Annotated in this window: 12 protein-coding genes; 10 read left to right on the top strand and 2 right to left on the bottom strand. The window is 74.5% G+C overall.

The annotated features are described in order from the left end of the window. The first annotated feature begins 56 nt into the window (after positions 1–56). The 5 genes from KSNIM_RS04520 to KSNIM_RS04500 all read left to right on the top strand — a co-directional run bounded on the left by KSNIM_RS04520 (position 57) and on the right by KSNIM_RS04500 (position 3,562). Positions 57–974: a LysR family transcriptional regulator gene (locus KSNIM_RS04520; protein ID WP_263101914.1), complete on the top strand. Its 918-nt coding sequence runs from the start codon at positions 57–59 to the stop codon at positions 972–974. Positions 975–1,262: 288 nt separating this feature from the next. Next, the gene (locus KSNIM_RS04515; protein ID WP_263101913.1) at positions 1,263–1,577 is read left to right on the top strand and encodes a hypothetical protein; all 315 of its coding nucleotides are present in this window, start codon (positions 1,263–1,265) and stop codon (positions 1,575–1,577) included. A 207-nt stretch (positions 1,578–1,784) separates the two neighbouring features. Continuing rightward, positions 1,785–2,108, top strand: a complete 324-nt coding sequence (locus tag KSNIM_RS04510) for a YciI family protein (RefSeq protein WP_263101912.1) — start codon at positions 1,785–1,787, stop codon at positions 2,106–2,108. Beyond that, positions 2,105–3,334: an RNA polymerase sigma factor gene (locus KSNIM_RS04505; protein WP_263101911.1), complete on the top strand. Its 1,230-nt coding sequence runs from the start codon at positions 2,105–2,107 to the stop codon at positions 3,332–3,334. Before KSNIM_RS04510 ends, KSNIM_RS04505 begins: the two co-directional genes overlap by 4 nt. A gap of 69 nt (positions 3,335–3,403) precedes the next feature. Continuing rightward, on the top strand, positions 3,404–3,562 hold the full coding sequence (locus tag KSNIM_RS04500; RefSeq protein WP_263101910.1) for a hypothetical protein: 159 nt from the start codon (positions 3,404–3,406) through the stop codon (positions 3,560–3,562). Positions 3,563–3,580: 18 nt separating this feature from the next. Here KSNIM_RS04500 and KSNIM_RS04495 read toward each other — a convergent pair whose 3' ends face one another. Beyond that, positions 3,581–4,441: an alpha/beta fold hydrolase gene (locus KSNIM_RS04495; protein WP_263101909.1), complete on the bottom strand. Its 861-nt coding sequence runs from the start codon at positions 4,439–4,441 to the stop codon at positions 3,581–3,583. A 222-nt stretch (positions 4,442–4,663) separates the two neighbouring features. Between KSNIM_RS04495 and KSNIM_RS04490 the strand changes: the two genes are divergently transcribed. Then, positions 4,664–5,560 carry a Gfo/Idh/MocA family oxidoreductase gene (locus KSNIM_RS04490; RefSeq protein ID WP_317634102.1) on the top strand — a complete coding sequence of 299 codons (897 nt, stop codon included), beginning with the start codon at positions 4,664–4,666 and terminating at the stop codon, positions 5,558–5,560. A gap of 86 nt (positions 5,561–5,646) precedes the next feature. On the opposite strand, the gene KSNIM_RS04485 is transcribed toward KSNIM_RS04490, so the two are convergent. Then, positions 5,647–5,898, bottom strand: coding sequence for a chaplin (locus KSNIM_RS04485; protein ID WP_411543657.1), 252 nt, complete (start codon positions 5,896–5,898; stop codon positions 5,647–5,649). A 407-nt stretch (positions 5,899–6,305) separates the two neighbouring features. Between KSNIM_RS04485 and KSNIM_RS04480 the strand changes: the two genes are divergently transcribed. From KSNIM_RS04480 to KSNIM_RS04465, 4 genes are read left to right on the top strand one after another with little or no spacing between them, the layout of a single operon-like run. Beyond that, positions 6,306–8,003, top strand: a complete 1,698-nt coding sequence (locus tag KSNIM_RS04480) for an acyclic terpene utilization AtuA family protein (protein ID WP_263101907.1) — start codon at positions 6,306–6,308, stop codon at positions 8,001–8,003. Next, on the top strand, positions 8,000–9,598 hold the full coding sequence (locus tag KSNIM_RS04475; RefSeq protein ID WP_263101906.1) for an acyl-CoA carboxylase subunit beta: 1,599 nt from the start codon (positions 8,000–8,002) through the stop codon (positions 9,596–9,598). The genes KSNIM_RS04480 and KSNIM_RS04475 overlap by 4 nt, the downstream gene beginning before the upstream one ends. A 23-nt stretch (positions 9,599–9,621) precedes the next feature. Further along, a complete protein-coding gene (locus KSNIM_RS04470) occupies positions 9,622–11,550 on the top strand; it encodes an acetyl/propionyl/methylcrotonyl-CoA carboxylase subunit alpha (protein WP_263101905.1) in 1,929 nt (642 codons plus the stop codon). Positions 11,551–11,601: 51 nt separating this feature from the next. After that, positions 11,602–12,783, top strand: coding sequence for an acyl-CoA dehydrogenase family protein (locus tag KSNIM_RS04465; protein WP_263101904.1), 1,182 nt, complete (start codon positions 11,602–11,604; stop codon positions 12,781–12,783). Positions 12,784–12,911 lie beyond the last annotated feature (128 nt).

Below are 12,911 nucleotides of genomic sequence, written 5' to 3'. Positions count from 1 at the left end.
CAAGGGGTTCCCGGGGTGCGGAACGGCGGGCTCCGCGCCGCTGGCAGAATTGAGCCGTGATCGACGCACGACGGCTGCGGACCCTGCGGGCCGTGGCCGACCACCGCACCGTGACGGCCGCCGCGGCCGCGCTATACCTCACCCCCTCCGCCGTCTCCCAGCAGCTCGCCGCGCTGGAGCAGGAGACCGGCCACCACCTGCTCGCCAGGGACGGCCGGGGAGTGCGGCTCACCGCGGCCGGCGAGATCCTGCTCGGCCACGCGGACGCGGTGCTCGCCCAGCTGGAACGTGCCGAGGCCGACCTCGCCGCCTACAGCGCGGGCGTCGCCGGAGAGGTCACCGTCGCCGCGTTCGCCACCGGCATCGCACTCGTACTGGCCCCCGCGATCACCGAACTCGCCGGCACGGCCCCCGGCGTCCGGCTGAAGGTCCTCGACGCCGAGGGAGACGCCAGCCTGCCGATGCTGCTGGACGGCCAGGCCGACATCGCCGTCGCCGTCGAGTACCGCGGTGCGCCGCGCGCAGACGACCAGCGGCTGACCCGCGTTCCCCTGTACGCCGAGCCCTTCCGCGCCGTGCTGCCGCTCGGCCACCCGCTGGCGGCGGGCGAGGGCCCGGTCGCGGTCGCCGACCTGGCCGCCGAGCCGTGGATCGGCCCCTACCCCGGCAACCCCTGCCACGACGTGGTGCTGCTCGCCTGCGAGCACGCCGGGTTCCAGCCCCGGCTGCTGCACTCCTCGGACGACTTCCGGGCCGTGGTCGCGCTCGCCTCGGCGGGTGCCGGGGTCGCCCTCGTCCCGCGTTCGGCCCTGCCCGGCGCCGACCTCTCCGCGGTGGCCGTCCGCCCGGTGGACACCGAACTCGCCACCCGCAAGGTCTTCGCCGCCGTCCGCGCCGGCGCCGAACACCACCCGCTGATCGCCCCCGTCCTGACCGCCCTCACCGACGCCGCCCGCAGCCTCGACACCCAGTGACCTCCGGCCACCGGTCGGGGGGATCGGGCCGCGCCGTCGTGGGGCCGTGGGGCAGCCGGTGTTCGAGGTTCTCGGCCGGTGCCCGCCGACCCGGCCGTGAGCGCGGCAGCCGGCTCGTCCGCCGTCTTCGCCACGATCGGCCCGCGTGCAGCCCGGCGGGTTGAGTCGGACCGGTGATGACCGCGGTCGTCCGCCGGTTCGGCCGATGGTGCCGGAGGTCCTCTCCCTGCCGTCGAGGCGCAGTCTGCGCCCGAGGCGAGCCCGTCCGCGCACCTGCGCCGGTACGTGGTGTCCGGCACACTCGCGCCGGACACCGACCCGACCGTCACCGTCGTCCCGGGCGACCCGGCCGCCCTCGCCCGGGAGCTCAAGAAGGAGGAGAGCAGCGGCCTGGACATCCGGCTCTGCGGCGGCGGGAAGCTCGCCGGCGCCGGAAGCCCGGGCGTCGACGGCGCCTTCGACCCGACCGCCTTCGGCGCGCCGAGCGCACCGCCCTCCCCGACGGCGTCACCCTCACCCGCCGCTGGCGCATGTTTCCGTGAGGGCAGCAGGGTGGTTGATTCAGGGGTCCCGCGCCCCTTGGGGCTGCCCGATCGCCCTTGAAGACACACGCCGGCGCAGGCCGGGGGCGGTCCGGGGTCGGTGTGCGGCGGACGGGATACCGTCGGTCCCGGGCCGCCCGTCCCCGGCGTACCGGACACTCCCCGGAGAAATGTCGGACGGCGGTGTCGGATCGGGGTGGAGGCGTTCGTAGAAGGAGTGAGCGGTCGCCCGTGAGGGGCGTCCCCGAAGCGCAGGAGATGGTTCGCGATGCAGTACCTGTTCTCCGTGATCCACGACAGCGACGCCCTCGCCACCGCGGACGAGATGGCTGCGATCGACGTGTTCAACGACCGGCTCCAGGCCGAGGGCCACTGGGTCTTCGCCGCCGGCCTCGGGGGGCCCGACACCGCCACCGTGATCGACAACCGTGGTGAGGAGGCGCTGTTCACCGACGGACCCTTCGTGGAGTCGAAGGAGTACCTCGTCGGGTTCTGGATCGTCGAGGCAGCCGACCTCGACGTGGCGCTCAAGCTGGCGGCCGAGGGCTCGAAGGCCTGCAACCGGAAGGTCGAGGTGCGGCCGGTCCTGTGAGCGCGACCGACGTCCGAGAGGCGATCACCCGGGCCCACCACGAGGAGTGGGCCCGGCTGGTCGCCGCCCTGGCCCGACGCTTCGGTGACCTCGACACCGCCGAGGAGGCGGCGGCCGAGGCGTTCGCCACCGCCGTCGAGCGGTGGCCGGCCGACGGCGTCCCGCCCAACCCCGGCGCGTGGCTGACCACCACCGCCAACCGCAAGGCCATCGACCGGATCCGGCGCGAGAACAAGCGTGACGCCAAGCAGATGGAGGCTCAGGTGTCGTACGGCGAACCGCCCGAGCCGCTCGGCCCGATCGACGACGAGCGGCTCCGGCTGATCTTCACCTGCTGTCACCCGGCGCTGGCGCCGGGCACCCGCGTGGCACTGACGCTGCGGATGGTCGGTGGTCTGACCGTGGCCGAGATCGCCCGTGCCTTCCTGGTGCAGGAGAGCGCCATGGGGCAGCGGATCACCCGCGCGAAGGCCAAGATCAAAGCGGCTCGCATCCCCTACCGGGTGCCCTCCGCGGAGGATCTCCCGGGACGCGTCTCCGCCGTGCTCGCCGTGCTCTTTCTCGTCTTCAACGAGGGCTACCTGGCGACCGGCCCCGACACCGATCCCGTACGCCACGAGCTGACCGCGGAGGCGATCCGGCTCACCCGTCTGGTCCGTGCCCTCCTGCCGGAGGACGGCGAGGTGGCCGGGTTGCTGGCGCTGATGCTGCTCACCGACGCCCGCCGCACCGCCCGGGTCACTCCGAGCGGCGAGCTGGTCGCCCTCGGCGAGCAGGACCGCGGGGACTGGGACACGGCGCTGATCGCCGAGGGCCACCGGCTGGTGCGCGAGCGGCTGGCCACCGGTGCGGCTCCCGGGCGCTACCAGGTCCTCGCAGCGATCAACGCCGTGCACACCTCGGCCCGCCACGTGGCCGACACCGACTGGTCGCAGGTCGTCGCCCTCTACGACCAGCTCGTACGCCTCGACCCCTCGCCGATCGTCGTCCTCAACCGGGCCGTCGCGATCGCCGAACTCGACGGCCCGGAGGTGGCACTGGCGGCCGTCGACCGGCTGGCGGACGCGTTGGCCGGCTACCACGCCTTCCACGCGACCCGCGCGGACCTGCTGCGCAGGCTGGGTCGCCGTCAGGCGTCGCGCGCCGCCTACGACAGGGCCGTCGAGCTGGCGGGGAACACCGCCGAGACCGCCTACCTCACCCGGCGCCGCGACCAACTGGGGTAGCCGCAGGCGTCCACGGACGGCAGACCGCTGCTCCGTGCGGGGCTGCTGCCGGCGGGGACGGTCGCCGGAGTGCTCGCCGTCCTGCTGGTCGGGTTGCCCCTGCTGCTGGCGCCGGGCCCGGTCGGGGTGCCGTACGCGGTGGCGTCCGGCGGCACCGTGGTGGACCTGCCCCGGGCCGAGGAGACGCACCGGCGGGTGCTGGCGGTCCTGGAGTTCCTCCGGTCCTGAGCGCCGGGCCCGAGGCGCTCACCCGCCAGGGCGTTCCCCCGCGGCCGTGTGGTCGAGGACGGCGCGGACGACCGCCGGCCAGTCGGCGCGGTCGACGCCGTGCCCGGCGTCCGCCAGGGTCAGGAGCCGCGCCCCGGGGATCCGCTCCGCGAGCGCCTCGCCGTGTGCGAGCGGGAACATCGGGTCGGCCGTCCCGTGGACCACCAGCACGGGGACGGCGATCGAGGACAGGGGAGTCCGCGGGTGCTCGCCCTCCGCCAGTGTGTCGTGGTTGCGGGCCGCGGCGACGTCGCGGGCGCGTTCGACCTCGCGACGGACCAGGTCGCGGGCGGCGGACTCGTCGAACGGGCGCCGGCCCCCGGCGAGCAGGCGGGCGTAGGCGACCTGGTGGGCGACCACCGCCTCGGTGTCCGAGGGGTCGGGGCCGTCGGCCGAGGCGAAGCGCATGAACTCCTCCGTCGGCGCGGGCAGCTCCCGGTCGTCGGGCACGGCGGAGGAGGTGCTGATCAGGACGAGGGAGAGGACGCGGTCCGGCGCGCCGAGCGCCAGCAGCTGGGCCAGCGCCCCGCCGGCCGAGACGCCGGCCACGTGCGCGGCCGGGATCCCGTAGCCGTCGAGCACCCGTGCGGCGTCGTCGACCAGGTCGGCGCCGGTGTACCCGGGACGCCCCGGCGGGTAGGAGGTCGAGCGGCCGGTGTCGCGGTGGTCGTACCGGATCACCAAGCGCCCGCCTCCGGCGAGCATCCGGCAGAAGCCCTCCTCCCACCAGAGCATCGAGGCTCCGGCGCCCATGACGAGCAGCACGGCGGGATCCGCCGGGTCGCCGAAGGACTCCGTGCACAGTTCGACACCGTCCGCCCCGGCCATGCGCTCGACCATCGCCGCGCCCTCCTCCCGTCCCGCTCCAGTGTCCCTCCGCGGTGCCGTGTCACGGCACCCCCACCTGACGGGCCGTCGGGCCCGATCTCCGGTATCCGCACTGCTCAACGGCATGGCTGGCATATGCTGCTGGGCGGCCCGCCCCCGACCACCCAGCAGGGGGCCACCACACCCTCAGCAGGAGAGACCGTGAGCCACGACCACGACATCGACCCCGCCCCCCTGCCGGTGGCGGTGATCGGCCTCGGCGACATCGCGCAGAAGGCCTACCTCCCGGTGCTCACCGCCCAACCCGGCCTCGACCTGCGGCTGATGACCCGTGACCGCGCCAAGCTGGACCGCCTCGGAGACGCCCACCGCCTCCCGCACCGCTACACCGACCTCGGCGAGGTCATCGACAGCGGCATCCGCGCCGCCTTCGTGCACGCCTCCACCAGCCAGCACGTCCCGATCGTCGAGCAGCTGCTGACCGCCGGGGTCGACGTCTACGTGGACAAGCCGCTGGACCACACCCTGGACGGCGCCCGCCGGCTGGTCGACCTCGCCGAGCAGACCGGCCGCTCGCTGCTGGTCGGCTTCAATCGCCGGCACGCCCCCGGCTACCTGCTCGCCCAGGAACGGCCGCGCGACCTGATCGTCCTTCAGAAGCACCGCGAGGGACTGCCGGAGGCCGCCCGCTCGGCCGTGTTCGACGACTTCATCCACGTCGTCGACACGCTGCGCTTCCTGGTGCCGGGCGAGATCGAGCACGTGGACGTCCGCTCCCGCAGCCGTGACGGCCTGATGGAGCACGTCGTGCTCACCCTGGCCGGCCAGGGCTTCACCGCCCTCGGCATCATGAACCGGATGAGCGGCGCCACCGAGGAGGTGCTGGAGGTCTCCGGCGGCGACTCCAAGCGGAGCGTCATCAATCTCGCCGAGGTCGTCGACTTCCGCGGCCAGCCGACCGTCCGCCGCCGCGGCGACTGGGTGTCGGTCGCCCGCCAGCGCGGCATCGAGCAGATCGTGCTGTCCTTCCTGGAGGCCGTCCGGGCCGGCAAGGTGCTCTCGGCGCGGGACGCGCTGCGTACCCACGAGCTGTGCGAGCACGTCGTCGAGCAGATCGAGGCCCAGGCCTGACGGACCGCCACCGCCGGGGCCGGTCGCGGCGGCGCCCCCGGCCGGCCCGTGGAACGGGCCGCACCGGGGGCACCCGTGCGCGCTGCTCAGCTGTTGCTGCAGACGTTGCCGGCCGTCGGGTTCAGCAGACCGACCAGGTTGATGCTGTTCCCGCAGACGTTGACGGGGATGTGGATCGGAACCTGAATCACGTTGCCGGACAGCAGGCCCGGGGAGTTGGTGGCCGTGCCGACGGCACTCGCGTCTGCGTTGGCCACGCCGGCCGAGCCGAGCACGAGAGCGCCGGCGGCGGCGGTCAGCGCGAGAGCCTTGCGGATGTCCTTCACGGTCTTCTCCAATTCGAGGGGGAACGTTCCTGGGTGGAACCCGGGCGCCGGGCCGACGGCTCGCCGGCAGGACGGCGCCCGCCACCCAGTTTTGGCACGGCGAGACGAAACGGTCCTCCGGGCACGCGCGAGGTTCGTCCGCCCGGGTGGGAATCTCCGCAGCCACTGGGCCATCGGCGGTACCGGAGGCCGCGCTTCTGATTACGGGCTGTGACGGTCCGTCGGATTCGGGCCCGTACCACCCCCGTGCGGCCCCGTCCATCACCGGACGAACCGTCCCGCCGCGGGGCCCGGACGGGGAGGCCCGAGGCGGCCCCGCAGCCGACCGGGAGAGGTTTCGCAGCAAAAAAAGCATGCATGCTTGATTTATCCGAAGGCCGCTGCCAGGCTGCTGCACGACCAGCGCAGGGGAGGCGGGCATGCTGCGGATCGGCAATGCGTCAGGGTTCTACGGCGACCGATTCGCCGCGTTCGAGGAGATGCTCACCGGCGGGCCACTGGACGTGCTGACGGGCGACTACCTCGCCGAGCTCACCATGCTCATCCTCGCCCGGGACCGACTGAAGGACCCGGGCCTCGGCTACGCCAAGACCTTCCTCCGGCAGGCCGAGCAGTGCCTCGCGCTCGCCGCCGAACGCGGCGTCAAACTCGTCGTCAACGCCGGCGGGCTCAACCCCGCCCGGCTCGCCGAGGCGGTCGCCGAACTCGCCGCCAAGCAGGGCCTCGCGCTGCGCACCGGCCACGTCCTCGGTGACGACCTGCTCGCCCGCGCCGGGGAGTTCGGGCCGCGGCCCGGTCTGCTCGCCGCCAACGCCTACCTCGGCGGGGCCGGCATCGCCGCCTGCCTGCGCGGCGGCGCCGACATCGTCGTCACCGGCCGGGTCACCGACGCCGCCCTCGTCACCGGCCCCGCCATGGCCCACTTCGGCTGGGGCCCCGACGACCTCGACGCACTCGCCGGCGCCGTCGTCGCCGGCCACGTCCTGGAGTGCGGCGCCCAGGCCACCGGCGGCAACTACGCCTTCTTCCGGGAGCACCTGGGCCCCGGCAGCGACCCCCGCCCCGGCTTCCCGCTCGCCGAGATCCACGCCGACGGCAGCAGCGTCATCACCAAGCACCCCGGCACCGGCGGCGCCGTCACCGTCGAGACCGTCACCGCCCAGCTGCTCTACGAGACCGCCGGACCGCGCTACGCCGGACCGGATGTGACGGCCCGCCTGGACACCGTCCGGCTCGCCCAGCAGGGCCCCGACCGGGTGCTCGTCGAGGGCGTCCGCGGCGAGGCGCCGCCGCCCCGGCTCAAGGTCGGCCTCAACCGGCTCGGCGGCTACCGCAACGAGGTCGTCTTCGTCCTCACCGGCCTCGACGTGGAGGCCAAGGCCGACCTGGTGCGCCGCCAGTTCGAGCAGGCGCTCGCCCGGCGGCCCGCCGAACTGCGCTGGACCCTCGCCCGCACCGACCACCCCGACGCCGACACCGAGGAGGCCGCCTCCGCGCTGCTGCGCCTCACCGTCCGCGACCCCGACGAGCGGGCCGTCGGCCGTGCGGTCGGCGCCGCCGCCGTCGAACTCGGCCTCGCCGGCTACCCCGGCTTCCACCTCACGGCACCGCCCGGGCCCGGCACCCCGTACGGCGTCTTCGAGACCGCGTACACCGACCGGCGCGGCGTCCCGCACACGGCAGTGCTGCCCGACGGCAGCACCCGCCGGATCGCGCCGCCCGACTGTACCCGGCCGCTCGGACCGCTCCCCGAGCCGCCGCTGCCGGAGCCACTGCCCGCCGGGCCCACCCGCCGCGCCCCGCTCGGCCTGGTCGCCGGCGCCCGCAGCGGCGACAAGGGCGGCGACGCCAACCTCGGCGTCTGGGCCCGCACCGACGACGGCTGGCGCTGGCTCGCCCACACGCTCACCACCGACCTGCTGCGCCGACTGCTCCCCGAGACCGCCGGACTGACGGTGGAACGGCACCTGCTGCCCAACCTGCGGGCCGTCAACTTCACCGTCGCCGGGCTGCTCGGCGAGGGAGTCGCCGCACAGGCCCGCTTCGACCCGCAGGCCAAGGCGCTGGGGGAGTGGCTGCGCTCCCGGCACCTCGACATCCCGGAGGCCCTCCTGTGACCGTCCTCCCCACCCGCCTCGACCCGGGCGGCGCCGAGCACGCCGCCCACCGGGCCGCGATGCTGGAGAAGCTCGCCGCACTCGACGCCGAACACGCCAAGGCACTGGCCGGCGGCGGTGCCCGCTACGTCGAGCGGCACCGCACCCGCGGCAAGCTGCTCGCCCGCGAGCGGATCGAACTCCTCCTCGACCAGGACTCGCCGTTCCTGGAGCTCTCCCCGCTCGCCGCCTGGGGCAGCGACCACCCCGTGGGCGCGGCCCTGGTCACCGGCATCGGGGTGATCGAGGGCACGGTCTGCGTCATCACCGCCAACGACCCGACCGTGCGCGGCGGCGCCAGCAACCCGTGGACGCTCAAGAAGGCGCTGCGGGCCAACGAGATCGCGCTGCACAACCGGCTGCCGCTGGTGAACCTCGTCGAGTCCGGCGGCGCCGACCTGCCCAGCCAGAAGGAGATCTTCATCCCCGGCGGGGCGCTATTCCGCGACCTCACCCGGCTCTCCGCCGCCGGCATCCCGACCGTCGCCGTCGTCTTCGGCAACTCCACCGCTGGCGGCGCCTACGTGCCCGGCATGTCCGACCACACCGTGCTGGTGCGCGAGCGGGCCAAGGTGTTCCTCGGCGGTCCGCCGCTGGTGAAGATGGCCACCGGCGAGGAGGCCGACGAGGAACGGCTCGGCGGCGCCGACATGCACGCCCGCACCTCCGGCCTCGCCGACCATGTCGCCGAGGACGAGCCGGACGCCTGCCGGATCGCCCGCCGGATCGTCAGGCGGCTGCACTGGCAGCGCCGCGGCCCGCTGCCGGACATCACGGCCGAGCCGCCGAAGTACGACGAGGAGGAACTGCTCGGCATCGTCCCCGGCGACCTGCGGGTGCCCTTCGACCCCCGCGAGGTCATCGCCCGGATCGTCGACGGCTCCGACTTCGACGAGTTCAAGCCGCTGTACGGGCCGAGCCTGGCCACCGGCTGGGCCACCCTGCACGGCTACCCCGTCGGCATCCTCGCCAACGCCCAGGGCGTGCTGTTCAGCGCCGAGTCGCAGAAGGCCGCCCAGTTCATCCAGCTCGCCAACCAGCGCGACATCCCGCTGCTCTTCCTGCACAACACCACCGGCTACATGGTCGGCGAGGCCTACGAGCAGGGCGGCATCATCAAGCACGGCGCGATGATGATCAACGCGGTCGCCAACTCCCGCGTCCCGCACCTCTCCGTACTGATGGGCGCCTCCTACGGCGCCGGGCACTACGGCATGTGCGGGCGGGCCTACGAGCCGCGCTTCCTGTTCGCCTGGCCGAGCGCCAAGTCCGCCGTGATGGGCCCCCAGCAGCTCGCCGGGGTGCTGTCCATCGTCGCCCGGCAGTCCGCCGCCGCCAAGGGCACCCCGTACGACGAGGACGCCGACGCGGCGATCCGCGCCATGGTCGAGCAGCAGATCGAGGCCGAGTCGCTGCCCGCCTTCCTCTCGGGGCGGCTCTACGACGACGGCGTCATCGACCCGCGGGACACCAGGACGGTGCTCGGACTCTGCCTCTCCGCCGTACACAGCGGCCCCGTCGAGGGCGCCCGCGGCTACGGCGTCTTCCGGATGTAGCTTCTTGTGGAGGAACGACCCACGTGATCACCTCTCTGCTGGTCGCCAACCGCGGCGAGATCGCCCGGCGGATCTTCCGCACCTGCCGCGACCTCGGCATCGCCACCGTCGCCGTGCACGCCGACCCGGACGCCGACGCCCCGCACGTGCGGGAGGCCGACACCGCCGTCCGCCTCCCCGGCGCCGCCCCCGCCGACACCTACCTCCGGGCCGACCTGCTGATCGCGGCCGCCCGGGCCGCCGGCGCCGACGCCGTCCACCCCGGCTACGGCTTCCTCTCCGAGAACGCCGAGTTCGCGCAGGCCGTCCTCGACGCCGGCCTCGCCTGGATCGGGCCGCCGCCCGCCGCGATCGCCGCCATGGGGTCCAAGACCGCCGCCAAGCGGCTGATGGCCGAGGCCGGCGTGCCCGTCCTCACCGTCGGCGGGCAGCCCGCCGAGGCCGACCTGCCGCTGCTGGTCAAGGCGGCCGCCGGCGGCGGCGGACGCGGCATGCGGATCGTCCGCGACCTCGCCGACCTGCCCGCCGCGCTCACCGCCGCCCGCGCCGAGGCACTCGCCGCCTTCGGGTCCGACGAGGTCTTCTGCGAGCCGTACCTGCCCACCGGGCGGCACGTCGAGGTCCAGCTGATGGCCGACACCCACGGCACCGTCTGGGCCGTCGGCGACCGCGACTGCTCGCTGCAGCGCCGCCACCAGAAGGTCGTGGAGGAGGCCCCCGCCCCCGGACTCACCGAGCAGGAGCGCACCGCACTGCACCGCGCCGCCGTCGACGCCGCCCGGGCCATCGGCTACGTCGGCGCCGGCACCGCCGAATTCCTGCTCGCCCCCGACGGCCGGCTCGCCTTCCTGGAGATGAACACCCGCCTCCAGGTCGAACACCCCGTCACCGAATGCGTCACCGGCCTCGACCTGGTCGCCCTGCAGATCGCCGTCGCCGAGGGCGAGGCGCTGCCCGCCGAACCGCCCGCCACCACCGGCCACGCCATCGAGGCCCGCCTCTACGCCGAAGACCCGGCCCGCGACTGGCAGCCGCAGACCGGCACCCTGCACCGCCTCGAACTCGCTCACCCGCACACCGAGTTCACCACCGCCACGGCCCCCGCAGGGCTGCGCCTGGACTCCGGCGCCGACGACGGCACCACCGTCACCGTCCACTACGACGCCATGCTCGCCAAGGTCATCGCCTGGGCACCCACCCGGGACGCCGCCGCCCGCCGGCTCGCCGACGCCCTCGCCCGCGCCCGCATCCACGGCCCCGCCACCAACCGCGAACTGCTCGTCCGCGCCCTGCGCCACCCCGCCTTCCTGGACGCCCGGCTGCACACCGGGTTCCTCACCGAACACGCCGCCGACCTCACCGCCCCCGACGGCAAGGACACCCCGCTCGCCGCCCTCGCCGCCGCACTGGCCGACGCCGCCGCCCGCCGCACCGCACTGCCCTCCGGCTGGCGCAACCTGGCCTCCCAGCCGCAGGTCAAGCGGTACCGGGCCGCCGACGGCGGCGAATGGGAGGTCCGCTACCGGATCGGCCGGACCGGCCTGGACGCCGAGGGCCACCCCGGCACCCGGCTGCTCCACTCCGCCCCGGACCTGGTCGTCCTGGAGACCGACGCCCTGCGGCAGACCTTCCACGTCGCCGCACACGGCAGCGGCATCTGGATCGACGGACCGCACGGCGCCACCGCCCTCACCGCCCTCGACCGCTTCCCCGACCCGACGCAGCGCACCGACCCCGGCGCCCTGCTCGCCCCCATGCCCGGCACCGTCGTCCGCACCGCCGCCGCCCCCGGCGACACCGTCACCGCCGGACAGCCGCTGCTCTGGCTGGAGGCCATGAAGATGGAGCACCAGGTCACCGCCCCCGCCGACGGGCTGCTCACCGAACTTCGCGTCGCCCCCGGCCAGCAGGTCGAGCCCGGGGCCGTCCTCGCCGTCGTCCAGCCCGCCTGAGCCCCGAACACCCCGTACGGCACCCACCCTCACCGCCCGGAAGGACGCCGCATGTCCGCACCGCGCACCACCGCAGGCACCCTCGTCGAGACCCCCGAACAGCAGGCCCTGCGCCGGGCCGTCGCCGACCTCGCCGCCCGCTTCGGCCCCGCCTGGTTCCAGGCCAAGGCCCGCGCCGGCGAGTACGCCGACGAACTGTGGGCCGAGGCCGGCAAGCTCGGCTACCTCGGCGTCAACCTGCCCACCGAGTACGGCGGCGGGGGCGCCGGCATCACCGAACTCGCCATCGTCCTCGAAGAGCTCGGCGCCGGCGGCTGCCCGCTGCTGATGCTCGTCGTCTCGCCCGCCATCTGCGGCACCGTCATCGCCCGCTACGGCACCGAGGAACAGCGCCGCCGCTGGCTGCCCGGCCTCGCCGACGGCACCCGCCGGATGGCCTTCGGCATCACCGAACCCGACGCCGGCTCCAACTCCCACCGGATCTCCACCGTCGCCCGCCGCGACGGCGAGGACTGGCTGCTCACCGGCCGCAAGGTCTTCATCTCCGGCGTCGACCACGCCGACGCCGTGCTCTTCGTCGCCCGCACCGAGGACGCCCGCACCGGCCGGCTGCGGCCCTCGCTCTTCGTCGTCCCGCGGGACACCCCCGGCTTCGAGTACCGGGCCATCCCGATGGAGCTGGTCGCCGCCGAGAGGCAGTTCCAGGTCTTCCTGGACGACGTCCGGCTGCCCGCCGACGCCCTGGTCGGCAACGAGGACGCCGGGCTGCTCCAGCTCTTCGCCGGCCTCAACCCCGAACGGATCATGACGGCGGCGTTCTCCATCGGGGCCGCCCGCCGCGCCCTGGACACCGCCGTCGACTACGCCCGCACCCGCACCGTCTGGGACACCCCGATCGGTGCCCACCAGGGCATCGCCCACCCGCTCGCCCAGTGCGCCATCGAGGTCGAACTCGCCCGGCTGATGACCCAGAAGGCCGCCCACCTGTACGACGCCGGGGACGACCTGGCCGCCGGCGAGGCCGCCAACATGGCCAAGTACGCGGCCGGCGAGGCCGCCTGCCGGGCCGTCGACCAGGCCGTCCAGACGCTCGGCGGCAACGGCCTCACCCAGGAGTACGGCCTCGCCGCCCTCCTCACCGTCACCCGGGTCGGCCGGGTCGCCCCGGTCAGCCGCGAGATGATCCTCAACTACGTCGCCCAACACACCCTCGGCCTCCCGCGGTCGTACTGAGCCCCCAGGGCCAGGGGCAAGCCCCCAGGGCCACGGGCAACCACCCCGGGATACGGGGCAAGCACTCAGGGCCACGGGCAACCACTAAGGGGCGCAGGAAAACCACTCAGGGTCACGGGCAACCACTA

Origin of the sequence: Kitasatospora sp. DSM 101779 (genome assembly GCF_025655475.1) — a bacterium.
Classification (GTDB): domain Bacteria; phylum Actinomycetota; class Actinomycetes; order Streptomycetales; family Streptomycetaceae; genus Kitasatospora.
Note: the sequence above shows the minus strand (reverse complement) of the source record. Positions and strands in the feature narration are given on the sequence as shown.